This window comes from Flavobacterium caeni, from assembly GCF_900101895.1.
Taxonomy (GTDB): domain Bacteria; phylum Bacteroidota; class Bacteroidia; order Flavobacteriales; family Flavobacteriaceae; genus Flavobacterium; species Flavobacterium caeni.
Window position 1 is genome coordinate 123,332 of the sequence record NZ_FMVF01000008.1, and the last position, 26,245, is coordinate 149,576.

General features: G+C 50.0%; 26 protein-coding genes and 1 riboswitch. Of the genes, 15 read left to right on the forward strand and 11 right to left on the reverse strand.

Annotated elements, in window-relative coordinates; all coding sequences use genetic code 11:
* Positions 1-5 precede the first annotated feature (5 nt).
* The 4 genes from BLP55_RS09410 to BLP55_RS09425 all read right to left on the reverse strand — a co-directional run bounded on the left by BLP55_RS09410 (position 6) and on the right by BLP55_RS09425 (position 3,562).
* Complete coding sequence (locus BLP55_RS09410) at positions 6-1,154, reverse strand: hypothetical protein (RefSeq protein ID WP_091142600.1); 1,149 nt, start codon at positions 1,152-1,154, stop codon at positions 6-8.
* Positions 1,155-1,403: 249 nt separating this feature from the next.
* A complete protein-coding gene (locus BLP55_RS09415) occupies positions 1,404-1,769 on the reverse strand; it encodes a 6-phosphogluconate dehydrogenase (RefSeq protein WP_091142603.1) in 366 nt (121 codons plus the stop codon).
* 2 nt (positions 1,770-1,771) lie between these two features.
* Positions 1,772-3,145 carry a DNA recombination protein RmuC gene (locus tag BLP55_RS09420; protein ID WP_091142916.1) on the reverse strand — a complete coding sequence of 458 codons (1,374 nt, stop codon included), beginning with the start codon at positions 3,143-3,145 and terminating at the stop codon, positions 1,772-1,774.
* A gap of 144 nt (positions 3,146-3,289) precedes the next feature.
* Positions 3,290-3,562 carry a hypothetical protein gene (locus BLP55_RS09425; protein WP_139149641.1) on the reverse strand — a complete coding sequence of 91 codons (273 nt, stop codon included), beginning with the start codon at positions 3,560-3,562 and terminating at the stop codon, positions 3,290-3,292.
* A gap of 283 nt (positions 3,563-3,845) precedes the next feature.
* On the opposite strand from BLP55_RS09425, the gene BLP55_RS09430 reads away from it, so the two are divergent.
* Positions 3,846-4,772 (forward strand): proline and serine-rich protein 1 family protein, encoded by a 927-nt coding sequence (locus BLP55_RS09430; RefSeq protein WP_170826834.1) that lies wholly within the window; start codon positions 3,846-3,848, stop codon positions 4,770-4,772.
* Between the two features lie 235 nt (positions 4,773-5,007).
* Here BLP55_RS09430 and BLP55_RS09435 read toward each other — a convergent pair whose 3' ends face one another.
* Complete coding sequence (locus BLP55_RS09435; RefSeq protein WP_091142614.1) at positions 5,008-6,432, reverse strand: MATE family efflux transporter; 1,425 nt, start codon at positions 6,430-6,432, stop codon at positions 5,008-5,010.
* 218 nt (positions 6,433-6,650) lie between these two features.
* Between BLP55_RS09435 and BLP55_RS09440 the strand changes: the two genes are divergently transcribed.
* Genes BLP55_RS09440 through BLP55_RS09450 form a run of 3 tightly spaced genes read left to right on the forward strand, consistent with a single transcriptional unit; the run spans position 6,651 to position 9,349 of the window.
* Positions 6,651-7,217, forward strand: a complete 567-nt coding sequence (locus tag BLP55_RS09440; protein WP_091142618.1) for a pseudouridine synthase — start codon at positions 6,651-6,653, stop codon at positions 7,215-7,217.
* 35 nt (positions 7,218-7,252) lie between these two features.
* Complete coding sequence (locus tag BLP55_RS09445; RefSeq protein ID WP_091142621.1) at positions 7,253-7,699, forward strand: tRNA (cytidine(34)-2'-O)-methyltransferase; 447 nt, start codon at positions 7,253-7,255, stop codon at positions 7,697-7,699.
* Positions 7,700-7,744: 45 nt separating this feature from the next.
* A complete protein-coding gene (locus BLP55_RS09450; protein ID WP_091142624.1) occupies positions 7,745-9,349 on the forward strand; it encodes a class I SAM-dependent methyltransferase in 1,605 nt (534 codons plus the stop codon).
* On the opposite strand, the gene BLP55_RS09455 is transcribed toward BLP55_RS09450, so the two are convergent.
* Genes BLP55_RS09455 through BLP55_RS09470 form a run of 4 tightly spaced genes read right to left on the reverse strand, consistent with a single transcriptional unit; the run spans position 9,350 to position 12,822 of the window.
* On the reverse strand, positions 9,350-9,844 hold the full coding sequence (locus tag BLP55_RS09455; RefSeq protein WP_091142628.1) for a hypothetical protein: 495 nt from the start codon (positions 9,842-9,844) through the stop codon (positions 9,350-9,352). It lies immediately after the preceding gene.
* Positions 9,845-9,887: 43 nt separating this feature from the next.
* Positions 9,888-10,658: an ABC transporter ATP-binding protein gene (locus BLP55_RS09460; protein ID WP_091142631.1), complete on the reverse strand. Its 771-nt coding sequence runs from the start codon at positions 10,656-10,658 to the stop codon at positions 9,888-9,890.
* Positions 10,655-11,680 (reverse strand): iron ABC transporter permease, encoded by a 1,026-nt coding sequence (locus tag BLP55_RS09465; protein ID WP_244503449.1) that lies wholly within the window; start codon positions 11,678-11,680, stop codon positions 10,655-10,657. Before BLP55_RS09465 ends, BLP55_RS09460 begins: the two co-directional genes overlap by 4 nt.
* Before the next feature lie 2 nt (positions 11,681-11,682).
* Positions 11,683-12,822, reverse strand: a complete 1,140-nt coding sequence (locus BLP55_RS09470) for an ABC transporter substrate-binding protein (protein WP_091142635.1) — start codon at positions 12,820-12,822, stop codon at positions 11,683-11,685.
* Positions 12,823-12,895: 73 nt separating this feature from the next.
* A riboswitch (cobalamin riboswitch) is annotated at positions 12,896-13,101 on the forward strand.
* Positions 13,102-13,132: 31 nt separating this feature from the next.
* Between BLP55_RS09470 and BLP55_RS09475 the strand changes: the two genes are divergently transcribed.
* Together BLP55_RS09475 and BLP55_RS09480 are read left to right on the forward strand one after the other, a co-directional pair.
* Complete coding sequence (locus BLP55_RS09475) at positions 13,133-14,971, forward strand: TonB-dependent receptor plug domain-containing protein (protein ID WP_091142639.1); 1,839 nt, start codon at positions 13,133-13,135, stop codon at positions 14,969-14,971.
* 3 nt (positions 14,972-14,974) lie between these two features.
* The gene (locus tag BLP55_RS09480; RefSeq protein ID WP_091142643.1) at positions 14,975-16,021 is read left to right on the forward strand and encodes a DUF5074 domain-containing protein; all 1,047 of its coding nucleotides are present in this window, start codon (positions 14,975-14,977) and stop codon (positions 16,019-16,021) included.
* A 53-nt stretch (positions 16,022-16,074) separates the two neighbouring features.
* Here the strand turns inward: BLP55_RS09480 and BLP55_RS09485 are convergent, their stop codons facing one another.
* Positions 16,075-17,529 carry a S41 family peptidase gene (locus BLP55_RS09485; protein WP_091142646.1) on the reverse strand — a complete coding sequence of 485 codons (1,455 nt, stop codon included), beginning with the start codon at positions 17,527-17,529 and terminating at the stop codon, positions 16,075-16,077.
* 119 nt (positions 17,530-17,648) lie between these two features.
* On the opposite strand from BLP55_RS09485, the gene BLP55_RS09490 reads away from it, so the two are divergent.
* The 5 genes from BLP55_RS09490 to BLP55_RS09510 all read left to right on the forward strand — a co-directional run bounded on the left by BLP55_RS09490 (position 17,649) and on the right by BLP55_RS09510 (position 21,223).
* Positions 17,649-18,158, forward strand: coding sequence for an RNA polymerase sigma factor (locus BLP55_RS09490; RefSeq protein ID WP_091142650.1), 510 nt, complete (start codon positions 17,649-17,651; stop codon positions 18,156-18,158).
* Positions 18,145-18,591: a hypothetical protein gene (locus BLP55_RS09495; protein ID WP_091142653.1), complete on the forward strand. Its 447-nt coding sequence runs from the start codon at positions 18,145-18,147 to the stop codon at positions 18,589-18,591. Before BLP55_RS09490 ends, BLP55_RS09495 begins: the two co-directional genes overlap by 14 nt.
* Before the next feature lie 60 nt (positions 18,592-18,651).
* Positions 18,652-19,203, forward strand: a complete 552-nt coding sequence (locus BLP55_RS09500) for a DUF4252 domain-containing protein (RefSeq protein WP_091142658.1) — start codon at positions 18,652-18,654, stop codon at positions 19,201-19,203.
* Between the two features lie 6 nt (positions 19,204-19,209).
* The gene (locus BLP55_RS09505; protein ID WP_091142662.1) at positions 19,210-19,737 is read left to right on the forward strand and encodes a DUF4252 domain-containing protein; all 528 of its coding nucleotides are present in this window, start codon (positions 19,210-19,212) and stop codon (positions 19,735-19,737) included.
* A 508-nt stretch (positions 19,738-20,245) separates the two neighbouring features.
* The gene (locus tag BLP55_RS09510) at positions 20,246-21,223 is read left to right on the forward strand and encodes a fasciclin domain-containing protein (RefSeq protein ID WP_091142666.1); all 978 of its coding nucleotides are present in this window, start codon (positions 20,246-20,248) and stop codon (positions 21,221-21,223) included.
* Between the two features lie 10 nt (positions 21,224-21,233).
* Here BLP55_RS09510 and BLP55_RS09515 read toward each other — a convergent pair whose 3' ends face one another.
* Positions 21,234-22,388, reverse strand: a complete 1,155-nt coding sequence (locus BLP55_RS09515; protein ID WP_091142670.1) for a lycopene cyclase family protein — start codon at positions 22,386-22,388, stop codon at positions 21,234-21,236.
* A gap of 68 nt (positions 22,389-22,456) precedes the next feature.
* Here BLP55_RS09515 and BLP55_RS09520 point away from each other — a divergent pair, with 68 nt between their 5' ends.
* The 4 genes from BLP55_RS09520 to BLP55_RS09535 are packed head-to-tail and all read left to right on the forward strand — an operon-like array spanning position 22,457 to position 26,178.
* Positions 22,457-23,353, forward strand: coding sequence for a MerR family transcriptional regulator (locus BLP55_RS09520; RefSeq protein WP_091142674.1), 897 nt, complete (start codon positions 22,457-22,459; stop codon positions 23,351-23,353).
* Positions 23,354-23,405: 52 nt separating this feature from the next.
* Entirely contained in the window at positions 23,406-24,872 is a 1,467-nt protein-coding gene (locus BLP55_RS09525) for a phytoene desaturase family protein (RefSeq protein WP_091142678.1), read from the forward strand.
* The gene (locus BLP55_RS09530) at positions 24,869-25,708 is read left to right on the forward strand and encodes a phytoene/squalene synthase family protein (protein ID WP_091142682.1); all 840 of its coding nucleotides are present in this window, start codon (positions 24,869-24,871) and stop codon (positions 25,706-25,708) included. Before BLP55_RS09525 ends, BLP55_RS09530 begins: the two co-directional genes overlap by 4 nt.
* Entirely contained in the window at positions 25,705-26,178 is a 474-nt protein-coding gene (locus BLP55_RS09535; RefSeq protein ID WP_091142685.1) for a sterol desaturase family protein, read from the forward strand. The genes BLP55_RS09530 and BLP55_RS09535 overlap by 4 nt, the downstream gene beginning before the upstream one ends.
* Positions 26,179-26,245: the final 67 nt, after the last annotated feature.

Genomic DNA, 26,245 nt, shown 5'->3' on the forward strand with positions numbered 1-26,245 from the left:
TTCAATCAGTCCGGACATGGCTCCAAAGAGTTGATCCAGTTTTCTATCAATTCGAGCCCTTCGTAATGGATGATGGTCCTTCCGTGGAGCGGCATCCTAAAGGTTTCGTCGGTGGTGTTCAATCGGTGGTACAACATCGAACGGTTGATGGTACCCGGTGTGACGATCTTGCCCAGCGCAGGCTCAAACCCCTGCATGTCTTCGGTGTCTACACACACGCCCAAGTTGGTGCGGTTGCCCGTTTCCGAAAAAGGAAAGCGCATCGGCCGGTAATAGCAATGGTTCTCGATGTTGTGGCAGTGCGCGCAATTGGCATCGATGTACGAGCGCGCGCGCAAATCAACCGGCTTGCTTTCGTCGCGGTAGTCGATTGTTGTATTTTCGGCCGTCGGCAAGGCAAAGCCTGCTTCGAGATAGCCTGCTTCGACCCACTTGGTCAACTGGTTCTTGGTTTCGGTGCCGTAGTTGAGCGCGAAATTCATGTTTTGCGGCTTGATGCCGATGGGAACGTGGATGACGGCCGTCACCACATCGTTTTCTATAATTTGTTTTTTGTGGCAAATGATGCACTGTTCCTCAGACGGGATGCGGTAATTTGCGCTTTTGGGTGTGATGTTCTTCTCCTTCCATTCGACGGCCGTAAAGCTGCCCGCGAGGTCTTGGTAGGCTTCGGTTTGTTCGTCGTTCCACACATAGTTCGCGAAAATCCACCCCGTCGCCTTGCGGATCATCAAACGCGTCTCGATGATGCGCGTACCGCCCACAGGGGTAATGTTCTGCACATGGTCGTAGTAAAAAGTCTTGATCAGTACCGCGCCAACCGGCAATTCGAGCGCTTTTGCATCGCCATTGTAGCTGGCCTTGGTCCCTTTGGGCATCCACACGAAACGCTTTTTCAATGCGTAGTCGGTAAACAAGGTACTGGCAGGTTCAAACGGCAGGACGCCCAAAGCGGGTTCCTGGTCCTTGAGGGCGCCGTCGAAAAAGTGGTAATCGGACAATTTGGGGTAGGGTACCTGTGTCAAATCGACAATGACGGGCGACGAAGGTTCTGGCGCGATGGGCACGTAGGTTTCCGAATCCGAATCGGAACAAGAGTAAATAGCAAATGCCACCATCGCCAGAATGGTTATTAATCCGTAAAACTTTCTCATTCAATTTTATTGCAGCCCCAAAAATATAAAAAAATAGATACGAATTTGATTTCTATCTTGTTAAAATTAAGAATTTTATAACATTTTTGGAGCGGGTTTTTTTATTCCTTTTAACCATGCGGATTTCGTCCGTACCTGGTTCCATATTAAAACAACAAAGATAGCGATAACCCTACTTAAAAGGTCGGATTTTTTTTAGCTATTGTACGGTTTTCTTTTGCGGCCGCGGTAATTCGACAAAATAGGTTTTCAGCGCAAATTGAATGGCGATTTTTCTTTTTCGACATGGGTCACAAAATAACGGCTGTCGCCCCACCACGGGAAGGTTCGGTACCGTTCGACGTAATTTACCTTGACGTATTGCCCTTGCAGGGTTTGCAGTTCCTGGATCACTTCGGCATCTTTGTCGAGCACCGAAAACGAAAAAATCTGGGCGCCCGAAATGCCCTGGCTGAGCTCTCCTTCCCAGGTCTTGAATACGACTCCTTTGTTGCTCACTTTTATCAACTCCCCGGCGCGCACGCCTTCACTGTAGGTCACCGAGTAGACAAACACAAAATACACCGCCACCGCCAACACGACAAGGCCTAACGTGATCATGATAAATTTTCTCATGGTTATGGATTTAAGAGTTCGGTTTCGTCATTTTCTGCCCTTTTCAAGATGCTTTCTGGCAGCATTTTTTTGGCTTTTGCGCCCATTTTTCGCAGTTTCTCGACGCTGTTGATCAGGTTTCCTTTGCCGTCGAACAATTTGTTCATCGCATCGGCATAGCCCGCCTTCGAGTCGTCGATTTTCTTGCCGATCGTGATCAAATCGGCGAGTAATCCGTGGAATTTGTCGTACAACGCACCCGCCTGACGCGCAATCTCGATTGCATTTTCCTGTTGTTTTTGGTTGGTCCACATGCTGTCGATCGTACGCAGCGTCGCGAGCAAAGTCGATGGCGTAACGATGACGATGTTCTTCTCAAACGCCTTGTTGTACAGCGTCGAATCTTCACCCAAGGCAAGCGCAAATGCGGGTTCGATGGGGATAAACAGCAACACAAAATCGGGGCTTTCCATTTGATACAGGTCGTGGTAGTTCTTTTCGCCCAGCTGCTCTACGTGACGCCGGATCGAGCCTACGTGTTCCTTGAGGTAGCTGGCGCGTGAGGTGTCGTCGTCTTCGTTGATGTATTTTTCATAGGCCACGAGCGATACTTTCGAATCCACAACCATCTTCTTGCCATCGGGTAAATTGATGATCACATCGGGGAACACACGCTGGCCTTCGTCGGTCGTAAAGCTTTGCTGCACCTCATATTCGCGGCCTTTTTCGAGCCCCGATTTTTCGAGTACGCGTTCGAGCACCAATTCGCCCCAATTGCCCTGCATTTTCGAATCGCCCTTGAGCGCCTTGGTCAGGTTGATCGTTTCCTTGCTCATCTGTTCGTTCATCTCCCGAAGGCCTAGTATTTGCTGGCGCAGCGCCGCATGGTAGTCGATGCTTTCCTTGTGCGTGTCTTCGACTTTTTTCTCGAAAAGATGGATTTTCTCCTGCAACGGCGAAAGGATGTTTTTGATGTTCTCCTTGTTCTGCTCGGTGAACTTGGTCGATTTTTCGTCGAGGATCTTGTTGGCGAGGTTTTCGAATTCCTTGGTGAATTTTTGCTGCAGTTGCTCGACTTCTTCTTTTTGTTCGACATGACGCTGCCAAAGGTTCTCGAAGTCGGTTTCTTTTTTGGAAAGCAGGATCGCCAGACGTTCTTTTTCGGTTCGGATGGCGTCGCGTTCGCCGTGCGCTTCGGCCAACTGTTTGTCGAAGGTGGTGCGTTCGCGCTGCGCTTGTTCACGCGTGAGGTCGAATTGCGATTGCAGCCCGATCAGTTTTTGCTCGAGCCCTATTTTTTCGGACTTCGATTGGGCGGCAAGCAGCATTTTGCCGAGGTAAATGCCCACGGCCAGGGCAATCAAAAATGTGGCGACGAGAACAATAGCGGTAGTCATTTGCGTAGCGTTTGAAAAAAAGTAAATGTATAAAAAAACCGATTTCAATGCAGACAATGTGTCGAAAGTTGTTCACCGGCGGGCATAAAAAAATGGCCTCGCGAAAAGCCATTTTTTCAGGTGTGACCCATGATATATAAAGTGTTAGTTCACAATGTGGTATTGTCGGTCGAACTCTTTGTTTCTGATGCGTTGGCTAGAATAGCTGTTGTAGATTAAATTGCGCATATGGCGTTTGTGGTGGCGCAGCGTAGGAAAATTGTAGACGATGCCAATCAGCGAAATCAAAATCAGAAGCCCCCAAATGCTCATGTAGATGATGTAATTCAAATCGGCCGAATCCCGCAGGTTGGCTGCAAAATAATAGCCCGAAAATGCGAATACGCCCAGCGAAACAACCAAAACTAACTTTCTCATAACCTTACAATTTAGGGATTTTTGTATGTCATTGAACTGAAAACTACCGCTTTAACCTGTAGCTAAATTAGAACGCAAAACCGCCGTGCGATTATACGATTTTAAGATAGTTTTATATAATTCCCGATTTGTCTATATTTGGCCCAAAATGCACACAATCATGCAGATGCAAACAGGCTTGCACAGGTTGCATGCCCCGGTTGGAGCCGAAAAATTCCGTTTCCCGTAAATGGCATCGTTTTTGAAAACGACCGGGAACTTAAACAATCAAACAAAAAACCATATGAAAAAAACTACACTTTCCGTACTGATGTTCTTTGTAGGCCTTTGCGCCATCGCACAAACCAGTAGCGTTGGCCATTTGACGATTTTCTCCGAGAGTGGCGACAAGTTCTTCCTGATCCTCAACGGCGAAAAAATGAACGACGTGGCGCAAACCAACCTGCGCATCGAAGATTTGCCGCAGCCGTATTACAATGCGCGCATCATATTCGAGAACAAGAAATTGCAAGACATCACCAAAAACTACCTCGCGTTGCAAGACGCCGACGCCCATTTTGTCGACGTCACCTACAAAATCAAGAACGACAAAAAAGACGCCAGCAAAAGAAAATTGGGATTCTTTTCGCAAACCGAGATCCTACCGACCTACGTGGCACCGGCCAACGTTTTTGTCGTCCATTATGGCCAGCCACGTACGGTGCAAACCACCACAACCACCACGACCACGTCAGGAGGCGGCGCACAGGTTGGGATGAATGTGGGCGGCGTTAACATGAACGTCCAGGTCAACGACGGTATGATGGGCACTACCCAAACCACGACCACGACCACCACCATCCATGACGGGCACGACCACCATGGCCACAACCATGACGATGGCCATGGCCACGGACGCGACCGCGGTTGTTCGAAACGTTACGCGATGTCGCCGGGCGATTTCAACGCTGCGCTTTCCACCATCAAAAAGCAATCGTTCGACGACAGCAAGCTCAAGACCGCCAAGCAGGTTGTTTCGAGCAACTGCCTCAACACCAACCAAATCATGCAAATCGCGCAACTGTTCAGCTTTGAGGACAACACGCTCGAGTTCGCGAAGTTTGCCTACGATTACTGCATCGAACCGCGCAGCTATTTTAAGCTCAACGGCATCTTCAAATTCTCGTCCAACGCCGACGAACTATCCGATTACGTGCAAAGCAGGCAATAATATTTCGAATATTAGATAGAAAAGCCACTCGTGAAAGTGGCTTTTTTTGGCTTTTTTGGGCGTGCCGGCGCGTGAAATTTGTCATAAAAAGGAGTTTTGTCGTGCTCCGTCAGGCTGTCCGTTTCAAACGAAGTTCACCGAACACCTATGATAAATATTATTTTGGTGAGGTAATCTTTTTGGTTTCGTTCCTCACCAAAAAGGATTTCCACTGCCATCTCTCACGCGGCAGTCGCTACACCTTAACTTCCTTCCATTTCCCGCGTTTGAACAAAATGAAACTCGCCACGGTGATGGCCGTTTCGGCTACGGGAATCGCGATGAACACGCCTTCGGGGCCCATCTTCAAGGACTTGGCCAGGAAGTAGGCGAGCGGGATCTGGAAAAACCAAAACCCCACCAGGTTTACCTTGGTGGGCGTCCAGGTGTCGCCTGCGCCGTTGAACGCATTGATCATCACCATCCCGATGCCATAGAACACATAGCCCAGCGCAATGATGCGTACGGCCCGCACGGCATAGACGCGTACTTCTGGGTCGTTCGTGAAAAAGGCCACGAGCAACTCGGCACCCACCAGCGAAATCAGCATCACGAGCCCCATGTAAATCATGTTGTATTTGGCCGTCTTGAGCACCGATTCTTCGGCACGTTGCGTTTGTTGGGCACCCAGATTTTGGCCCACGAGCGTTGCCGCGGCATTGCTCAAACCCCAGGCCGGGAGCAAAAAGAACATCATCAGGCGCATGGCGGTTTGGTAGCCCGCCGAGCCGTCGTCGCCACCCGTGGTGGCCACCAATTGCGCGAGGAAAATCCAGCTGCACGACGCAATCACAAACTGCAACACGGCAGGTGAGGCGATCTTGACGATGTTCTGGATGATCTCTTTGTCGGGTGTCATGCAGGACAACGTGATCTTGAGCAGGTTTTTTCCGTTGAACAAATGGTACAGTTGGTAAGCCACACCAATGCTTCGGCCGATGGTTGTGGCTATGGCAGCGCCAGTAAGCCCGAACGCCGGGACCGGTCCAAATCCATTGATGAAAACAGGACACAGCACAATGTTGGCCAAATTGGCGATCCACAAACTTTTCATCGCGATGGCCGCGTTGCCCGCGCCGCGAAAAATCCCGTTGATCAAAAACAACAACGTGATGACGATGCTGCTGCCCATCATGATTTGGATAAACGGCGTGCCGTGTGCGGCAGCTTCGGGCGAAGCGCCCATCAACAACAGGATGTCGGTGCCGTAGTACACCCCAAACGCCGAGATGATCACGTTGAGCGCGACCGCGACCAAGATGGCCTGCATGCCTGCCTTGCCCGCCGCCTTGGGGTCTTTTTCGCCGATGCGTCGCGCGACAACTGCCGTGGCCGCCATGCTGATCCCGATGGCCAATGAATAGATGATGGTGAGTACCGATTCGGTGAGTCCGACGGTCTGGATCGCAAAACTGCTGTGCTCCAAATGCCCTACGAAGTACAAATCGACGAGCGCAAAAACCGATTCCATCATCATCTCGAGCATCATCGGGATGGCGAGCAAAACAACCGAAAGACGGATGCTGCCCGTGGTATAATCGAGTTCTTCGCCACGCAGCGATTTCTTGATGACCGAAAATATAAGCGATAGTTTGCCTTGTGCAGGCGATAATTGTGTCATGATAAAAGTATATGATGTTCAAAATGGGGCCGCGTTACACGGTCCCGTCCTTTTTTTGTCGGTGGTGGAATGTCCCTTTAGCAGGTAGGGACGACAGAAACTATCATATGCCCTTGGTTTTCAATAGGCAAATATATCGTTTTCGTCAAAACAATGGCAGATGATTTTCTGTTTCCAAACATTTTTTTAAAAGCCGTTTTTAAGATTACCTTTGCGTCATGGAGCACCGCCACTATTTGGTCCACAAACCCTACGGTTACCTGAGCCAGTTTGTCTATGAGCTCAAACGCAACAAAAAACTGTTGGGCGAGTTGCACGATTTTGCGCCCGGCACCATGGCCATCGGCAGGCTTGATGAAGACTCCGAAGGTTTGTTGTTGCTCACCACCAACGGCATGATGAGCGAAATCGTCCGCGGCAAAAAAGTCGAAAAGGAATACTACGCGCAAGTAGACGGCGTCATCACGCAGCAAGCGGTCGATGAACTCATGGCGGGCGTTCAGATTGGCTTCAACGGCAAAAAATACACGACCAAAAAGTGCGAAGCGCGGTTGATGGCACCACCCGATTTTCCCGCACGGAGTTACAAAATCCGCGACGACCGGCACGGCCCGACAAGTTGGGTGTCGATCACGTTGCGCGAGGGCAAGTTCCGACAGGTGCGCAAAATGACTTCGGCCGTTGGTTTCCCTACGTTGCGGTTGGTTCGGGTGCGCATCGGCAACATCCATCTCGATAACCTCCAATCGGGCGAAGTGCGCGAGGTGACCATGCTCGACGTTTGATCGTGACAATAAAAAATAGAAATAAAAAATAATCAATGTTAAACATCGTCCTCGTCGAACCAGAAATCCCCAACAACACAGGCAACATCGGTCGTTTGTGCGTGGGTACTGAAAGCCGCCTGCATTTGATCCATCCGTTTGGGTTCAAAATCACCGATGCCGCCGTCAAACGCGCGGGGCTCGATTATTGGGTGCATCTCGACCGCACCGAATATGAGAGTGTCGAACAATGGGCCGCGCAGGTTCCCGACGCTTCAAGGGTGTTCCTGTTCAGTTCGCATGCTGCCAAATCGTACCTCGACCAAGATTTCCAGGACGGCGATTGGTTGGTGTTCGGCAAGGAAAGTGTCGGGCTGGCATCGGTTGTTCTCGAACGGTTTCCGAACCATTTGACGATCCCGATTTCGCCTTTGGTGCGCAGCTACAACCTGGCCAATTCGGTCGCTTTCGTGCTCGGCGAGGCCAAAAGACAATTGCGTTGAGGTTGTCGGGAAATTGTTATATTTGGGAAGTGAGACCCAAAAATTATGATTGACAAAGCCCAACTTAGAAGCACGATCTTCAAACACCTCGACGGATTGGCCACGGCGCCGGTCGCCATCGCCCTCCAAAACAAAGGCGTACTGGATTACGTACTTGAAAAAAAACAAGCCACTTTATCTGAACTGACCACGCGGTTCAAAGCCAACGAAGGTTACCTGAATGTAGGTTTGCGCGTACTGGCTTCGCAAGGTTTTCTCGATTACCGGATCGATGCGCAGGATGTGATTACCGTACAATCCAACGCAAAAACCGAGGCGGCGTTTGCCCATTTTTACCTGTACCAGGATGTAGTCGATTTGTTGCATTTTTCGACCCAATTCCATCCGCGGCTTTTTGAGGAAGCGCCGTTCCAGAAACTCGACGCCATCTTCGAAAAATACAAGAAAAACTACGGTATCGTTTTTTCGGACGACGAAATTACGGGTAACGTCCAACGCCAAATCCTCAAACACATCGAAGGTTATATCGTGGGCCCGACACTCGTTCGGTTGGGCATGACGGGTATGTTCCACAAGTATTTCATGGAGATTTCATTCCGTCCCGAGGAATTCCACAAATCGCCCGAATTGTTCAAAAAGATCCTCGATTTCTTTACCTGGCTTGGCTGGTATACCGAAAAAAACGGCAATTACCAGTTTACCGAAACGGGGCTGTTTTTTGCCAAGCGCGCCTCGGCTTATGGCGTGACGGTGTCTTATTTGCCGACCTTCGCCAAGATCGAGGAACTGATTTTTGGCGACCCCTCGGCCTTGCGTATGGTGGGCGAGGGGCAGGACGAAATCCACGTAGACCGCGAGATGAACGTATGGGGCAGCGGCGGCGCGCACGACACCTATTTTAAAGTCGTCGACGAAATCCTGATCGATTTGTTCAACCGTCCGATCGAGCAACAGCCCAAAGGCATACTCGACATGGGATGCGGCAACGGCGCGTTCCTGCAGCATATTTTTGAAGTGATCGACCGGCAAACGCTACGTGGCAAGATGCTCGACAATTACCCGTTGTTTTTGGTGGGTGTCGATTACAACCAAACCGCGCTCAAGGTCACCCGCGCCAACCTGATCAAGGCCGACATTTGGGCCAAGGTGATTTGGGGCGATATTGGTCGTCCTGATATTTTGGCGCGCGACCTCAAGGAGAATTATGCAATCGATCTCAAGGATTTGCTCAACGTACGGACTTTTCTGGACCACAACCGCATTTGGAGCGAGCCCAATCATATTACACCGGGCCGCGTCAGCAAATCAACAGGCGCGTTTGCGCATCGCGGTCGTCGCATCGCCAATAATTTGGTCGAAGACAACCTGCTTGAGCATTTGCAAAAATGGTCGCCTTATGTACAAAAGTTCGGTTTGCTGTTGATTGAGTTGCATACGATCGACCCGGCACTCGCGGCGGCGCACCTCGGACGTACCTCGGCAACCGCCTACGATGCGACGCACGGTTTTTCGGACCAGTACATTGTCGAGATCGATGTGTTCAATAGCGTCGCTTCAGAAGCCGGTTTGTATCCCGATCCCCATGTGTTCAGAAGATTTCCCGACGCCGATACGGCCACGGTCAGCATCAACCTGCTCAAGGGCAAATAGCTAGTTGGCGATAAAATCTGCGAACGATTTGACAATCTTGTTGGCCGTCAATTCGAGCGACGGCTTGACTTCGAGGTAGTCTTCCTTGAGTTTGCCTTCGGGCGTGAAAAAGTCGGCAACCGTTGTCTTGACAGGCGCTTCCTTGGCGTAGATTTCCTTGACCGAAAACGACAGCGTACATGTTCGGTTGTCGTTAAAAACAATCTTGAGCGTATAAACGATATTGTAATCGAAGCGTTCGCCCAGGTTGCGGTAGAAATAGGCGTTCTCCCGTAGCGCGTCTACGGTGAGTGCGTTGTTCCCGACATCGTACACGTCATGACCATTTTTGTTGTAGAACGGCGCCCAGGCGGTAGCGGCTTCCATCAGCTTTTCGAGTGGCTTGGCCGGCGACGGGATCGTGATGGGCGCAAACCCGCGCGGCGTCATTTCGACCGACGGTTGGGCAACCATCGCAACCGAAAACACAAAAAACAGGGCGCAAAGTAATTTCATGGCGAACGATTTTCACAAATATAAACCAAATCAAAGCGACGGCTTACAAATTCCTGAAAATAAACTTTCCTTTTCCGACGTCAAATACAATGTGTTCGTCCTTAAAAATCGTATCGAACACGCCGTCTGAAATCAATTGCGATGGTGCGGCTTGAATGGTTTTTTGCGGGCTCATGACAATCATTTCGTCGCTTAACTCCAGCGCCAGATCGATGTCGTGTGTCGAAAAAAGCACGCACTTTTGGGTTTCGAGCGTGAGCTTTTTGAGCAGCCTGAGCAGCGATACCTTGTGCACCAGATCCAAGTGCGTCGTGGGTTCGTCGAGCACGATCAGCGGCGTGTCCTGCGCCAGCGCGCGCGCGATCGACACTTTTTGCAATTGGCCGTCGCTCAGGGTGAAATGTCGTTTGTCGGCCAAATCCGTAACCTGCGTGAGCGCCATGGCTTGCGTAATTTGCTGGCGATCGACGTCGGAAAGTTTGCCGATCCAATCCGTATACGGCTGACGTCCGAGCGCCACAAGTTCCCACGCCGTGAGGTTGCTCGGCGGTAGTTTTTCGGTCAAGACGATGCTGAATTGCCGCGCGCGTTCGGCCGACGAATAGTCCGATATCGGTTTACCGCCTAAATAAACATCGCCCGAAATTGGTGGCTGGATCTTGGTCAGCGTACGCAACAATGTCGATTTACCGATGCCATTCGCCCCAATGAGCGCGACAAGTTTGCCCGGTTGCAACGATAGGTTGACGTTCGAAGCGATGGCGTTTTTGTAGCCAATCTGCAAATCTTGGGTATGTAATATCGGCTGGTTCATGCGTTGAATCTTTGTTTGCGCAACAACAACCAAATGACCACCGGCGCGCCAATGATCGAAGTGATCGCGTTGATGGGCAACGTCAAATCGGTACCCGGAACCTGTGAAACGATGTCGCAAAACAACATCACCATGGCGCCAAAAAACAACGTGGCGACAAAAAGTACGCGGTGGTTGCTGGTCTGGAACGCCAGTTTGGCCATGTGCGGTACGGCCAGCCCAATAAAAGCGATAGGGCCCGCAAAGGCCGTGATGCTGCCTGCCAATATGCTCGTAGCCACGATGATGATGCGTTGGGTGCGCTGGTAACGAATACCGAGGCTTTTGGCGTAATTCTCGCCGAGCAGCAGGGCGTCGAGCGGTTTGATGGTAGCAATGCTCAACAGCAATCCGATGAGTACCGATACGGATAAAATCGACACCGAAGTCCAGGACAAGTTACCGAGGTTGCCAAGCGACCAGAACGTAAATTTTTGCAGTTGTTCGGCCGTGCTGAAATAGGCCAATACGCCTACGAACGCGTTCGTGAAACTGCCGAACATAAGCCCGACGATCAAAATGGCCGACGTGTCCCGCAATCTTTTCGACACCAACAACACCGCGACCAACACGAGCAAGCTGCCCAAACAGGACGCGAGGATAATGCCATAGGACGAAACCATAAAATGACCGACAATCCCCGGCATGACCGCCGACCCCAAGATGACCAGCGCCACGCCCAAACTCGAACCCGAACTAAGTCCCAATACATAGGGGCCGGCCAGCGGGTTGCGAAACAGTGTTTGCATCAGCAATCCGCTGATGGACAAGCCAAATCCAACGAGTACGGCCGTAATGGCTTTGGGCAAGCGATAGTTGACAATGATGTAATCCCACGTTTCTTTCGACGACGATCCGAATAGGCTTTTGAACACTTCGCGCACAGGAATTGTAACCGACCCAAGGCTGATGTCGGCCACAAACAACAACACCGTGCCTGAAAAAAGCAGCCAGAACAAAATGGTATGTCGCGTGGTGGCCAATGCTAGCGAAGTTGTTCAAAAAAGTACAGTGGGTGATCGGGCAGCAATTCGGGATGCAGGATGCGGAGCATGTCCTGGAGCACGAGGTCGGGCCGGTTGGGCGCCAATTCATAAAATATGAGACCGCCTTTTGCGCCTTTCTTGGTGCTGAAAGAAAAAACCTTTTTATCGCGGAACGCCTTGAATTGCGCATAATGCGGATTGTCGGCAGTCATTTCGGCCAGCGAGGTGTATTGCGCGGGGCCAATCCAGTATTCGGCGTCCTTGGCTTTTTCGAGCACTTTTTCGAAAGGCAACGACAAACTGCCCGTGCCATGGCTGTCGGCCCAAAGGTATGCGCCGGCCGCATCGGCGATAAATATCGAACCCCAACTGTTGCCGTGTGGCAAATACCATTGGTTTTCATAGATTGCGCCTGCCATCACCGTGGGCTTTTGCTTGGCATTTTTGGCCAGCGCCAGCGTTTGTTTGTAGGTCTTTTCGATTTGGTTGAAAATCGAATCGGCTTGTTTTTCCTTGCCATACAACGCGCCAAAGAACTTGATCCATTCGGCTTTTCCGAGCGGCGTTTGTTCGTTCCAATCGCCGTTGAGCATGACTTTGAGTCCGCTTTTTTGCAGATTGTCGAGCGCGGGATTGTTGTTGTCGATGCCAAAGCCGACGATTAGATCGGGCTGCAAATCAAGGAGCACTTCAGTGTTGAGACTTTGGTTCGAGCCAAGTTCACGGATTGTTCCCGCATCGATGCGCGTCCTGACTTTTTCCGACGAAACGTAATCGAGGTTCGGAAAGCCCACCAGTGTCTCGGCAACGCCCAGCATTTCGAGCGACGGGATGTGCGTGGTTGAGGTCACGACAATAGCGGAAAGCGGCACCGGAACCGTCGGGTATTGTTTGAGGCTGTCGGGTATTACGGCCCCTTTTCGCTGCAAAACATAAACGTAATCCTTGGTCGCGTTGGGCCACGGGTTGGTAATGGTGACCAGCGAATAGCCCTGGTATCTGTAGATCGAGAGGCCCTTGGCGGCGACAATTTCGTTTTGAGTTTTGACGGCTACCGAAGACGACGCAGTTTCGCGCTGGCAGCCCACAAAGCCAAACCATACCAAAACAACCATCCATCGAACAAATAAGTTTTTCATATCGCACGTTGAAAAGCAAAGGTAGGCGCGTAGGTCTTAAAAATCAAATTTAGTTTTTTCAAATCTATGCGCTATATTTGCGCCAGATTCAGGTTGTGTGAAAACGCATTAAAAGGGAATCAGGTGAACGCAAACAAATGTCGAACGCGTAAAAAGCCTGGGCTGTTCCCGCAACTGTAAGCTATCCAGCTTGTCGTAAGCTGCAAACCACTGTTTTTAAAACGGGAAGGTATACGACAAGACGCAAGCCAGGAGACCTGCCTGAATCCTAAACAAATGTCGAATCTTCGGGAAAAAAGATTCAGGATTGATGACTGCGAGAAAGCTCATTTTTTGTTTTTTTATATTGCTGTGTCCGGTTTTGCGGGCGCAACAGGATTCGATTGCGCTACGTGAAGTGACCATTTCCGACGCGCAACTCAAGCGATTTTCCAACACGCAAAACGTCATCAAACTCAACGATTCGACGCTTTCGAGGAATTCGGTTTCGCTCGCCGACCTGCTGCAGTTCAACACCCCGATTTATTTTAAGGAGAACGGTTACGGCATGGTGTCTTCGCCTGCGTTCCGCGGTACGACGGCCCAACAGACGGCAGTCGTATGGAACGGCATCAACATCAACTCGCAACTCAACGGGCAAACCGATTTCAATACCGTCCCTACCGCAGGCTTCGGAAACGTTTCGGTGCGTCTTGGTGGCGGCAGCGCGATTTATGGCAGTAGTGCTGTGGGCGGGAGTATCCACCTTGAGAACGAGCTTTTTTTTGGTCGGAGGTTCAGTCATGATGTTCGATTGGCTTATGGTAGTTTCGACACGTTCAACGGATCGTATCAACTGGCGGCATCCAACCAAGATTGGAGCGTGAACGCAGGATTGTCGCGCAACCAATCCCAAAACGATTACCCGTTTGTGGGTGACAAACGAAACAGAAAAAACAGCAACGGACAGTTTTACAATACCGGGATGAATCTTGCCTTGGGGTATCGACTGGGTGATGCACACGCCGTGAAATTGTACAGTCAGGTTTTTGACGGCGAGCGGCATTTTTCGCTCATCAACACCTCGGATACCCCCACCAAGTACCGCGATTACAACACGCGAAATTTATTGGAATGGCAGGCGGTTTGGGGCAAATGGATTTCGAAAGTCAAGACCGCTTTTTTGAGCGAACGCTACCAGTATTTCGACGATTTGTCTGATGCCGATCATACGTTCGGGCAGGTCAAGACTTTTTTGGCGCGCCACGATTTGACCTTTACGCCCAACGACCGGATGGCCTTTAACACCTTGATCGATTTTACGCAGCACGACGGCACGGGGTCCGACATTAGCCTGCAAAAAAGACAAATCGGATCGGCTGGTTTGTTGTTCAGGCACCGGCCGTGGCCCGTGTTGGGCTATGAGCTGGCCCTGCGCAAGGAAGTTACCGACAATTACGACAGTCCGCTGTTGTATTCGGCAGGAATCGATTGGACGCCTTGGCGGTGGTACGGTTTGAAAGTCAACGCTTCGCGCAATTTTCGCATCCCGACGTTCAACGATTTGTACTGGAAACAAGGTGGGAATCCAAATCTACAACCCGAAAGATCCTATCAGTTCGAAGCAACCAACAGCTTTAGGTTCAATCATTTTAGCATGACCGCAACGATTTACCAGATGCAAATCAGCGACATGATCCGATGGGTTCCCGGCAGCGGCGGCGTGTTCTCGCCCGAAAACACCAACAGCGTGTTGATCAATGGAGCCGAAGCGACGCTGGGTTATGATCATCGCATAGGACGCCACCGGTTCAACCTAAAAGGCGCCTACGGCTACACCGACTCGCGCAACCGCGAAACGGGCAAGCAACTGATCTATGTTCCCTACCACAAAGCGACGGTGGCCGTGGCGTATGGCTATCGCAAGCTATCGTTGGCTTATCAGCATGTCTACAACGGATGGGTGTATACGCAATCGGACAACAACCCCGACAAAACCGTCGGCCTGTACCATGTGTCAAATGTTTCCGCAGACTATGATTTTGGGCATAAGCGCGTTTATCGGTTGGGGTTCAAGGCGCTCAATTTGTGGGACGAGCAATACGAAAGCGTGGCCGACAGGCCCATGCCGGGACGCCATTTTAACGTGTATCTAATTCTTAAATTCTAACATATGAAACTCAGTAAATTGTTTTTTGCCGCGCTGTTTTGCTCGGTTTTGGTCTCGTGCGACAACGACGACGACCCGGTGGTCAATGTACCGCTCGGGGCCTACCAAGGTGGCTTTTTTGTGTTGAACGAGGGCAATGCATCGGCGGGTTCTATCACGTTCTCGACCTACAATTATTCACTGTTGAAGCAGGATGTTTTTGGCGCAGAGAACGAAGGCGATGGTGTTGGCGGCTATGTCCAGTCGATGTTCTTCGGCGGCGACAAGGCATTTGTCATTTCGGGCGGTTCGAATAAAATGACCGTCGTAAACCGCTACACGTTCAAGCACATTACCACGATCGAAACAGGATTTTTCAACCCGCGTTACGGGGTGGTGTTCAACGGCAAGGCCTACATCACCAACCTCGCCGATTTTGGCGACCTCGCCGACGACTACATCACCGTCATCGATTTGGCCGACTACAGTGTCGATGCACCTATTCCGGTAGGGGCCATCGCCGACAAGATTTTTGAAGAGAACGGCAAGTTGTATGTGCTCAACGGGAACTATGGCGACGGCAATTCGATCAAGGTCATCAACCCGAATACCGGCAGTGTCGATGCAACGATTGCTTTGCCGCAAAGCCCGAATTCGTTCGATACCGAGGACGGAAAATTGTATGTGCTCACCGCAAGTAGTTTCTTTGATCCGGCGCCGAGCCATTTGGTCAGGATCGACCTCGCGACCAACGCGGTTGAAAGCGACATCACTTTTCCCGAAACGTTGGTTGGTGCCCAAAACCTCAATGAGGACGAAGGCGGCCTGTTCTTTACCGTGGGCAACAAGGTTTACGGCAATGCGATTAATGCGGCGAGCGTAAGCGGCACCGAACTGTTCACGACAGCGGCCACAACGCTTTATGGTTTAAAGGTCGAAGACGGAAACCTGTATGTCACCGATGCCAAGGATTATGCCTCGGACGGTGCGGTGCTCATTTACACCCCAACAGGTACGTTGCTCAAGAACCTGACTACCGGTTTGATTCCGAACAGCGTGTATTTCAACTGATTTTTGCTTACTTGAGAAAAAGGGCGGCCTCGATTTTTGAGACCGCCCTTTTTTTATCGGATGTTTGAAAAGCCCGGCGGGACGTCGCGGTACATTTCGGTCTTGAGTTGCTGCATCGGGCGCAAATCCTTTACGGGTCGCTGCGATGGGGTTTGATTTTGTGGTATGCGTCCGCCGCCCACAATGTGCATGATGGCTGCGTTGAGCAATGGTTCGTTTGTGTTGCCGAGCGCGCCCAGGTTTTGGATATTTTCTTGGATCGGTTCGTCGGGTTGCAATCCGTTGACGTAGTCGCCGAATCCTACCTTGTTCACGATCTTGAGCACCAGCGGCTGCATGGCGTAGCGGTGGTTCGGGCTCGCGCCGAGTTTCGAAAAGGACGGCGAATCGTATAAAGTGATCGATCCTACATTTTTGCCGATGGTACGGTCGCCGATTTGCACCACATCGATGTAAGGCTCGAGGCTGTTGATGACCAATTCACTGGCCGATGCCGTGGCGCGCGTGGTTAGCACATAAACCCGGTCGAGGTTCAAACTCTGGATGGCGCCGCCGTTTTCGATGCGGTTGGAGAACAAATTGACGAGCGTTCCGGGGCTGTTTTCAAGATAATAGGCCTCGACCTTGGCGTTCCATTGTTCCTTGGCGAACACCTGCCCGTTGAACTGCCCTGTGATCATACTGGCCAATCGCGCCGCCGTTGCGATCGATCCGCCGCCGTTGTAGCGCAAATCGAGTACCAGATCGGTGATGCCTTGCGATTTGAGTTGTCCGAAAGCATCGTTGAGTTGGGTTTCGTATGCGGGGTAAAATCCGTTGTACATCAAATAACCGATTTTGTGCGCACCCTCGTTGATCACTTGGGTCAGCAAAACAGGATTCTCGGAAAGTACGGTTTTGGTGAGCGACAACGATTGTCCGTTGGGCGTAAAATTGGCGTTGTCGTAATCGGCGAAATTGACGGTGTAGCTGTTTTGCGACAACAATCCGATGTAATTGTCGACGTTGAGTTGTTGGCCGTTTATGCCATAGATCAAATCGCCACGCTGGATGTCTTTGGTTGCCGCGTCTGAATTGGGCAAAATGTAACGCACTACCGCAATGATTTCGTATTCGGAATCGTCCTTGTAATACAGCGCCAGATCGGCACCGTGGTTGCGCGTCGTCCCCGAAAGTACGCCTTCGAGGTCATTGTAGTTGCTGTAAATGACACTGAACCTGTCGATGGCTTGGTCTGCAGGAAATTGCGAGGCGGGTTTGTACAACAGGCTTTGGAACAATTCGCCCGGATTAGGGTAGCCGTACAAAAACGCGTTCAAATCTTGTTGGTCACCGAATTTGTAGTCCGATAACTCGGGTACATCGGCCTGCCACAGATAGTACAGGTTGAGTCCTTTCCAGACAAAATCCTGTACTTCGATGTTTTGCGGTACGTCGTGGTCGTCTTTTTCGCATCCGACAAGCATGCCCATGACAAGAAAGAGCAATATTTTCAAAGGATTTTTCATAGCATCGGCAGAATTTTTACCCACGTAAAAATAAAAATTTTAGTTTTATGTAAATTGTTTTGTAACAAAAATAAAACGCCTTCGTCTGGCTTTCAATCATCATCAAAAAACGAACAATTATGAATCAGAACGAGTTTATGCAGCTGGTTTCGCCATTCAAGAGCAAGATCTTTCGGGTGGCGAAGCGTTTGCTCGTAAGCACTGAAGAAGCCGAAGACGCGACGCAGGAAGTTCTGGTAAAATTGTGGACCAAAAACGAAACACTGTCGGAGTACAATAGTGTCGAAGCGCTTGCGATGACCATGACCAAGAATTATTGTTTGGATCAGCTCAAGAGCAAACGCGCCGGCAACCTCCGGATCGTCCACAACAATTTTACCGACCGCGAACCGCCGCTTCAAAAGCAAGTCGAAGACAACGACGCAATGAGTTGGGTAGAGAAAGTAATCAATCAACTGCCCGAGCAACAAAGGCTCATCGTACAAATGCGCGACATCGAACAGTACGAATACGAAGACATCGCCAAAATATTAGAGATGAATGAAACCGCCATCCGTGTGGCGCTTTCAAGAGCAAGGAAAACAATACGGGAATTTATGACCAAAACACACCGCTATGGAATCGGATAAAATAGAACAATTACTCGAAAAATACTTTGAAGGAGAAACCACCACGGCGCAGGAAAAGCAATTGCAAGATTATTTTTCCGGCGATGTACCCGCGCATCTGGAACAATACAAACCAATGTTCGGCTATTTCTCCTTGGCCAGGGAACAACAATTTGAACAAACCGTACCACTACAATCTGGAAAACGCAAAAGAGTAGCGTGGTTATCGGTGGCCGCTTCGGTCGTTGTCCTGGTGGGTGTAGGCACTTTTGCCTATTTCAACCAAACGCAACCGCAGGACCTGGGTACGTACGACAGTCCAGAGGAAGCGTTCAGGGAGACCCAAAAAGCGTTGGCGTTGTTGTCCAGCCACGTCAACACGGGCGTCGAGAGCGTCCAGTACATGCAAACGTTCGAAGCCACGAAAGACCGCGTGTTCATAGACCACCACTAAGGCTTCCTGTGTCCCGCAGCAAAGGGAATTGTCAAACTTAAAAACTAAAAATTTCCAAAAATGAAAAAGTTCATAATCGCCAGCTTGATGCTGTTGTTTTCGGCGCCTACATTTGCCCAGGGTGCTTTCGATAAATTCGACGGGCAAGACGACGTGACGTCGATCATCGTCAACAAAAAAATGTTCGACCTCATGAGCAAGGTAAAAATGGATGCATCCGATAAGGAAGCCCAACAATACCTCGCGCTGATCAAAAAACTCGACAACCTTAAGGTGTTTACCACCAAGAGCACACGTGTCGAGAATGAAATGAAGGCCACCGCCAATTCCTACATCAAGTCTGCAGGGCTCGACGAGCTGATGCGCATCACCGAGAATGGGCGCAACATCAAGATCATGGTCAAATCGGGTGCTACAGATTCCCAGGTGCGCGAATTGCTGATGTTCATCGAAGGCGGCAAGGAAGACGATACCGTACTGATGTCGCTCACGGGGAACTTTGACCTGGCCGAAATTTCGACCCTGACCGACAAAATGCGTTTCCCAGGCGGCGACGACCTCAAGAAAGCCACCAAGAGCAAAGGTCCAAAAGGCCCGAAAGGCCCAAAATAAAGAGCCATGAAAAAGATGTTGCTTTTGACATTTGCGGCGCTGGCGGCATGTCAGTCCGAACCGACGCTTCAAAAGTATTTTGTCGCGCAAACCGACAACCAGGATTTTGTTACACTCGACGTGTCGCCCAGCATCCTCAACCTCGACCAAACCAAGTTGTCGCTCGAGCAAAAGCAGGCCTTCCAATCGTTTGACCGCATGAACATCTTGGCTTTCAAGGCCACCGATGCGAACACGGCGGAGTTTGAAACCGAGCGCGCCAAGGTAAGCCAGATCCTCAAGGATCCGAAATACCAACAACTGATGAAATTCGGCTCGGGCAAAGAAGGCGCGTCGATCAGTTTTGTAGGCGACGACGAGCACATCGATGAGTTCGTGGTTTTTGCCAACAAAAAGGAAAACGGGTTTGCCGTGGTACGCGTGCTGGGCAACGACATGAATCCAACGAGCATCGTTACGATGGTTTCGGCGCTGCAGAATGCCGACATCGATTTAAAACAACTCGAGCCGCTTCAACAGTTGTTGGAAAAGTAATAGACAAGCCTCCGAAAACGGAGGCTTTTTTTTACTTATTCCTCTGGTATGAAAATGATAATCATGGTCAGTGTAGTTGCAAAGATTTCAGACGTTTATTGCCTAAATTTTGCGCTTCAAATTCAATGACAAGAAATTTGGCCGCGTGGTGGGAATCTTTGCGCTGGCACTTGTGACATTGCGCTGGATGTAGGATGCCGTTGTCTGCCCTATAATATGACGCGGGCGGCGTTATTCCTCATATCGACCTTGATTTTTTTACAGTGGCATTCTTTTCCTTCAGGCCGTTGCACAAAAATTGAATATCCTTTTTACGTAGCGATGCTTCTGCGCGTATTTCCTCTTGGATCGTTTCCTATTTTGGGCATGAAGTCCGTTTGTAGGTTGGCGTACACTTTTTCTTTCGTCTCCAAAGCAACTAAACAATGTTTTATATTTTATTAAAAAAGTTAAACATAAAATTATTTCTAGTAAATTCGTCTCGTTATCAACAATTAAACTCAAAATCATGAAAACAAATTCTATCTTTAAGTTGGTGCCTTTGGCGATTTGTTTTTTGACCTTTTCGTGCAACGACGACGATCAGGTTTATTATCCATCGCCCCAAGACAATTCCATTTCGGATGTAGCATCTAGAAATGACGATTTTTCAATTCTGGTGGATGCTTTGGTGCGTGCCGACCTCGTTACGACACTGGACACAGGAGGGCCTTTCACAGTGTTTGCGCCCACCAACACCGCCTTCCAAACATTTTTATCCGCAAATGGATACGCCGACATCGACGATGTCCCGCTGGCGGCGCTGAAAGAAGTGCTGCTCAACCATGTGGTGTCTGGCGAAGTACGATCGTCGCAGTTGGTCACCGGCTATGTCAAGACACTCGCGAAAGGTTCCGCTTCGTCTAATACTTTGAGCATGTACATCAACACCGCCTCAGGGGTTGTCATCAATGGTGGCGCTGCTAACGGGGGAGCTACCGTAACAACGGCCGACATCGCCGCGGACAATGGCGTCATCCATGTCGTGGATCGCGTGATCGGGCTTCCTACGGTTGTCAACCATGCCATAGCGAACCCTGACTTCAGTATTTTGGTGCAAGCCTTGACCCGGGGTGATCAGCCTGATTTCGTAGGGGTACTATCGGGAGATGCCGCATCGCCTTTCACGGTCTTTGCGCCAACCAATACCGCTTTCGGCAATTTGCTAACCGAATTGAGCTTATCGGGATTGGCCGATGTTCCGCAGGCCACACTCGAGAACACGCTGAAGTACCACGTCGTTACCGGTGCCAACGTACTGGCTGCCGATTTGAGTGAAGGACTTTCCGTAGCGACCTTTCAGGGTGGGAACTTTACGGTGATGCTCTCAGGAGGGGCAAAGATCACCGATGCAAACGGCAGGGTGTCGAATATTGTCGCCACGGACGTACAGGGATCCAACGGTGTCGTGCACGTTGTGGATAAAGTGCTCTTGCCATCATTGTAGTGTTTTTTGTTTAATTGTAATTAGGGGGACGCGGGGTTCCCCTTTTTGCAATTATGTGTGCCAACCCTCTAAAAAAAAGCCATTTGGGGCAGGACTTCACAATAGACAACTCTTCGGTCCAGTGCGTCGCTTCGTTTAGAAAACGCAACACACGTCCGGGTCGGTTGTTTTTGAAAAGCCGCGTAAAGATTTCACGACCCGCATCGTTTTTAAAGCATAGCACCTCAATGAGAATCGCGTCATACCAATAGAAGCGGTCTTTCCTGAAGAATTTCCGGAAGTCCGCGTTGCCGTCAAGAAGCGACCGTACCAGTCGCGCCGATAGTTTTTGAGCGTTGTAAAACGTGTATCCCGTACTCGCTTTTGTCCATCCGCCCGCTGTTCCGATGTGAAGCACGTTTCGGGTGTTCCTTTTCCAGAAAGGGTAAGTGGTCATGGGAACTACACCGCGTTCCTTGGAGACGATCTCGTAGTTCACAATGCCTCGTCGGAGCAGGTACTGTTTAATTTCGTCTTCGTACTCTGATTCGGAAAGTAAATGGGACGAAAAAAGCGTATATTCGACAAGGGCGGAACGGTTTGTCGAAGGGAGGACATAAAAAAAGCGGGTGTTATCGTGTTGCGGCACATCGAAGTCCATAATCTCGGCAACTGGCTCAAAATGGTTTTGCTCGGTGCGGATGTTCCATCCAATGAAATGTTGAAGCAGTATTTTTTTACCAAGCGATGCCAGGTCGGGCGGTGCGCTGTGGAAATATTTCTTGGTGCGGTAGGTTGGTCCGTTGGTACGAACGGTCACGCCCAAGCCGTCATCTGCCCACGATAGCACCTCGGCCCGTTCGAACCGGACCGATTCCAAAAGAGACAGGCGCTTGAGCACAAAGGCGCTTAGTGCCGAACGACGAAGGCTTTTGTAAGTGTACTCTCCAAGGATTTCAGTTGTCAGTCCGGGTGCCGTAAAATGGCCGCTGGACCAACTGCCGTCCAGAAGATCATCGAATTCGCCTTTGCCGCGCTCCCAAAAAGACCAGGTCTTCTCTTGCGTGTCCTTGTCTTTCTCCAATACCAGAATCCGTTTTTCGCCCATCGAACCGGTTTTTTGGAGCTCTAGTAAAATGAGCATGGACGACAGGCCGAATCCGCAGAAAATATAGTCGTATGTCATCTGGCTTTTTACCCAAAATTAACGATATCATACCAGAAATTAGTAGATTTGATACAGAAAATTAACCTATGAGTTCCGGCATCAAAAACACATTTACCATTAAAGATCTTGAGAATCTTTCGGGCATCAAGGCCCATACCATACGAATATGGGAAAAGCGACACTGCTTGCTCTCACCAGATCGAACCCAGACGAACATAAGGTATTATGATGCCGCTAGTCTCCAGAAACTACTGAATGTAAAGCTTTTGAACGAGCATGGCTACAAGTTGTCGGCAATTGCCACACTGAGCGAAGAGAAGATGCTCTCGCTGGTGCGCCAGATCGTGTCGCAGAAAAGCGCAAAGATCCATGCGATCAGCAGTTTCAAAATGGCCATGATGAATTTTGACCAGCCGCTTTTCTTCCAAACCTACAATGCGCTGTTGTCTGAGAAATCCTTTAGTGAGGTTTTTTTCGAGGTGTTTGTCCCTTTGATGCAGGAGATAGGCATGTTGTGGCAAACAGCAACCATTACCCCCGCACACGAGCATTTTATCAGCTACCTGATCAGACAAAAAATCCTGACGAACATCGAGCGCATCCAGATACTGGAACATACCCGGCATGAAAAGGTATTCGTATTGTTCCTGCCCAAGGACGAGCTGCACGATGTAGGACTAATGTATTTTAACTACGAAGTGACCTTAAATGGGTACCGGAGCATTTACCTTGGCGAAAGCGTTCCGTTGGAGAGTTTGCTCGAAGTAAAGCACCTCTTTGCCAACGTAGTGTATGTCACCTATCTCACGGTCGTGCCCAGCGCAGCGGAATTGCCTGACTATTTGCGACGGTTTCGCGAGGAAGTCATGGACGACACTTCAGAGCTGTGGGTACTCGGGAAACTGGCACGCGAAATCACGCCCCCCCTGCCGTTGGGTGTACGGATATTTTCGCAAATTTCTGAGGCGATAAACGAATTGTAAAATTTTCTTAAAGTCTTATTTTTGTTTAACTTTTTATTAAATTTGTTAAACAATGAAACAAAAGGCTTACATTATCGGTTCGGGATTTTCTTCGCTTTCGGCAGCCTGTTATTTGGCCAAAAGCGGTTATGACGTCACGGTATTGGAGAAAAATGAACAACTGGGCGGTCGTGCACAGGTATTGCGGCGCGACGGTTTTCGGTTTGATATGGGCCCCACCTGGTATTGGATGCCCGACGTTTTCGAGAAATTCTTTGCCGATTTCGGCAAGCACCCGTCCCAATATTATCATTTGCAGCGGTTGTCGCCTGCATATTCGGCTCATTTCAATGACGGCCAGCGCGTCGATATAGGCAGCCGCTACCGCGATATCAGGAATACGTTCGAGGGGATTGAAACTTCGGCAGCAGCTCACTTGGATGCGTTTATGGTGGAGGCGAAGGACAACTACGTCACGGCGATCGGAGATTTGGTTTATCGTCCCGGAGAATCGGTGTTCGAGTTGGTAGGCCTGAGAACCCTTCGCCGGATCCGTCGTTTCTTTACCCCCATCACCAAAGACATAAGAGGACGGTTCAAGGACGCGCGGCTGAAAACAATATTGGAGTTTCCCGTATTGTTTCTTGGCGCCAAACCAGCCGACACGCCTTCGTTCTACAGTTTTATGAATTATGCCGACTTCGGCATGGGTACCTGGTACCCGCAGCGGGGCATGTACACCGTGGTGGAAGCGATGGTTTCTTTGGCCACGGAACTCGGTGTTTCTTTCCAGACGAACGCCCAGGTGCAGCGGATCGAAGTCAAAGGCAATCGCGTGAGCGGCTTGAAGGTAGGCGGACAGTTCAAAAAGGCCGACCTGGTGGTCAGCGGCGCCGATTACTACCATACCGAAAAACTTCTGGAGGAAAAGTTCAGGCATTACTCCGAGAAATACTGGGACAGCAGGACTTTTGCCCCTTCTGCTTTATTGTTTTACATTGGATTCGACAAAAAGTTGCAGGATGTCAACCACCATATGCTTTTTTTTGACGCCGACTTCGAACAGCATGCCCAAGACATTTATGACCATCCGCGGTGGCCCGACTCGCCGGTGTTTTATGCCAGTTTTCCGAGTGTAACCGATTCTTCGTGCGCGCCCCACGGACAGGAGTCTGCCATCATACTGGTGCCTCTTGCCTTGGGACTGACCGACAACGAGGCGTTGAGAAAAGAGATGTTCGATAAAATTATACAGCGGCTTGAGAAAAACCTTACCCAACCCCTGTCCCAGCATGTAGTGTTTTGGGAAAGTTTTGGCTCGCGCGATTTTTGTGACCGCTACAATTCGTACAAAGGGAATGCATACGGTATGGCAAACACCTTGAAGCAAACCGCTTTCCTCAGGCCGGGTTTGCGCAGCCGAAAAGTCAAGAATCTGTTTTTTACAGGGCAACTGACCGTGCCGGGTCCCGGCATTCCCCCGGCGCTCATATCGGGCAAGTTGGTTGCGTCCCTGGTACAAAAATATGCCCGTCCATGAAGTCGTACTTCGACCAAATATCGTTTTCCGCCTCGCGGATGTTGACCAAAAGATACAGCACCTCTTTTGCGTCGTCGGTACATTTGTTGGCGCCGTCTATCCGGCAGGATATTTATAACATTTACAGTTTTGTCCGACTGGCCGATGAGATAGTCGACAGTTTTCAGGGCTATCCGCAGGCTGCACTTTTTTACAGGTTCAAGCAAGACCTGATCTTGTCGCTCGAGGACCGCATCAGTACAAATCCCATCTTAAATGCATTCCAGCACACCGTGAACCAATATGCCATTCCATGGGCCCACATAGAGGCGTTCATGAACAGCATGGAACAGGATCTCTCACAAAAAGATTACAACACCAGAAAGGAATTTGAAGCTTACATATACGGTTCGGCCGATGTCGTGGGCCTGATGTGTCTGCGTGTATTTGTTGCGGGTGACGAGGATAAATTCAAATTGCTCGAGCAAAGTGCCATGAGACTGGGGTCTGCGTTTCAAAAAATCAACTTCCTTCGCGACATTAAGGATGACCTTGAGATTCTAGAACGGCGCTACTTTCCAAAGGTCGACCTGGCCAGCTTGAGTGCCGTAGAAAAAAGCGAAATCATCGACGAGATACGCGAGGATCTGCGCGTGGGATACCTCGGAATCCTGGAATTGCCAGTCGAGGCGAAATTGGGTGTCTACATGGCCTACAATTTTTACAAGGAATTGCTCGCCCGATTGGATCGGACCCCGCCCTCGCGGATCCTCCAGACACGGGTCAGGGTCCCCAATTATCAAAAGATAGCGCTTTTGGCCAAGTGCTATGCCAACTATAAATTAAGGATGATATGAATTACCCGCTTTGGCTGCATATCGCGGTAGGGATCGTCACATTCTTGGCGATGGAATCTGTGGCATGGCTAAGCCACAAATACATCATGCACGGCGTACTTTGGATATGGCACAAAGACCACCACCGCAAACACGGCGATTCCTGGTTTGAGCGCAACGATTTGTTTTTTCTCGCGTACGCCATTGTATGCATCTCGTTTTTTCTCGCTTGGCGCTATAGTAACCTTAAACTGGGGCTGGCCATCGGCGTCGGCATTTTTTGTTACGGTCTGACCTATTTTGTGGTGCACGATATTTTTATCCATCAGCGCTTCAAGCTTCTTCGAAACATCAATAACAAATATGCCAGGGCCGTACGTCGCGCGCACAAGGTGCACCACAAGCATCTGGATAAGGAACACGGAGAATGTTTTGGGATGCTGTTCGTACCGTTCAAATATTTTACGGAAAAAACCAAAAAGCACGATTAACGACAGCCCTTTCCTAGCCGATTTCCTTGCGCAATCTGTCCTTCTCTCCCGTTAAGCCGCTTGATTT

Excerpts from the sequence above, each read along its gene's own strand:
- BLP55_RS09460 (WP_091142631.1), bottom strand. The coding sequence starts at position 10,658 with ATGAACCAGCCGATATTACATACCCAAGATTTGCAGATTGGCTACAAA.
- BLP55_RS09470 (WP_091142635.1), bottom strand. The coding sequence starts at position 12,822 with ATGAAAAACTTATTTGTTCGATGGATGGTTGTTTTGGTATGGTTTGGC.
- BLP55_RS09490 (WP_091142650.1), top strand. The coding sequence starts at position 17,649 with ATGAATCAGAACGAGTTTATGCAGCTGGTTTCGCCATTCAAGAGCAAG.
- BLP55_RS09445 (WP_091142621.1), top strand. The coding sequence starts at position 7,253 with ATGTTAAACATCGTCCTCGTCGAACCAGAAATCCCCAACAACACAGGC.
- BLP55_RS09430 (WP_170826834.1), top strand. The coding sequence starts at position 3,846 with ATGAAAAAAACTACACTTTCCGTACTGATGTTCTTTGTAGGCCTTTGC.
- BLP55_RS09435 (WP_091142614.1), bottom strand. The coding sequence starts at position 6,432 with ATGACACAATTATCGCCTGCACAAGGCAAACTATCGCTTATATTTTCG.
- BLP55_RS09420 (WP_091142916.1), bottom strand. The coding sequence starts at position 3,145 with ATGACTACCGCTATTGTTCTCGTCGCCACATTTTTGATTGCCCTGGCC.
- BLP55_RS09535 (WP_091142685.1), top strand. The coding sequence starts at position 25,705 with ATGAATTACCCGCTTTGGCTGCATATCGCGGTAGGGATCGTCACATTC.
- BLP55_RS09440 (WP_091142618.1), top strand. The coding sequence starts at position 6,651 with ATGGAGCACCGCCACTATTTGGTCCACAAACCCTACGGTTACCTGAGC.
- BLP55_RS09410 (WP_091142600.1), bottom strand. The coding sequence starts at position 1,154 with ATGAGAAAGTTTTACGGATTAATAACCATTCTGGCGATGGTGGCATTT.
- BLP55_RS09525 (WP_091142678.1), top strand. The coding sequence starts at position 23,406 with ATGAAACAAAAGGCTTACATTATCGGTTCGGGATTTTCTTCGCTTTCG.
- BLP55_RS09485 (WP_091142646.1), bottom strand. The coding sequence starts at position 17,529 with ATGAAAAATCCTTTGAAAATATTGCTCTTTCTTGTCATGGGCATGCTT.
- BLP55_RS09455 (WP_091142628.1), bottom strand. The coding sequence starts at position 9,844 with ATGAAATTACTTTGCGCCCTGTTTTTTGTGTTTTCGGTTGCGATGGTT.
- BLP55_RS09510 (WP_091142666.1), top strand. The coding sequence starts at position 20,246 with ATGAAAACAAATTCTATCTTTAAGTTGGTGCCTTTGGCGATTTGTTTT.
- BLP55_RS09450 (WP_091142624.1), top strand. The coding sequence starts at position 7,745 with ATGATTGACAAAGCCCAACTTAGAAGCACGATCTTCAAACACCTCGAC.
- BLP55_RS09500 (WP_091142658.1), top strand. The coding sequence starts at position 18,652 with ATGAAAAAGTTCATAATCGCCAGCTTGATGCTGTTGTTTTCGGCGCCT.
- BLP55_RS09520 (WP_091142674.1), top strand. The coding sequence starts at position 22,457 with ATGAGTTCCGGCATCAAAAACACATTTACCATTAAAGATCTTGAGAAT.
- BLP55_RS09515 (WP_091142670.1), bottom strand. The coding sequence starts at position 22,388 with ATGACATACGACTATATTTTCTGCGGATTCGGCCTGTCGTCCATGCTC.
- BLP55_RS09480 (WP_091142643.1), top strand. The coding sequence starts at position 14,975 with ATGAAACTCAGTAAATTGTTTTTTGCCGCGCTGTTTTGCTCGGTTTTG.
- BLP55_RS09495 (WP_091142653.1), top strand. The coding sequence starts at position 18,145 with ATGGAATCGGATAAAATAGAACAATTACTCGAAAAATACTTTGAAGGA.
- BLP55_RS09415 (WP_091142603.1), bottom strand. The coding sequence starts at position 1,769 with ATGAGAAAATTTATCATGATCACGTTAGGCCTTGTCGTGTTGGCGGTG.
- BLP55_RS09425 (WP_139149641.1), bottom strand. The coding sequence starts at position 3,562 with ATGAGAAAGTTAGTTTTGGTTGTTTCGCTGGGCGTATTCGCATTTTCG.
- BLP55_RS09475 (WP_091142639.1), top strand. The coding sequence starts at position 13,133 with ATGACTGCGAGAAAGCTCATTTTTTGTTTTTTTATATTGCTGTGTCCG.
- BLP55_RS09530 (WP_091142682.1), top strand. The coding sequence starts at position 24,869 with ATGAAGTCGTACTTCGACCAAATATCGTTTTCCGCCTCGCGGATGTTG.
- BLP55_RS09505 (WP_091142662.1), top strand. The coding sequence starts at position 19,210 with ATGAAAAAGATGTTGCTTTTGACATTTGCGGCGCTGGCGGCATGTCAG.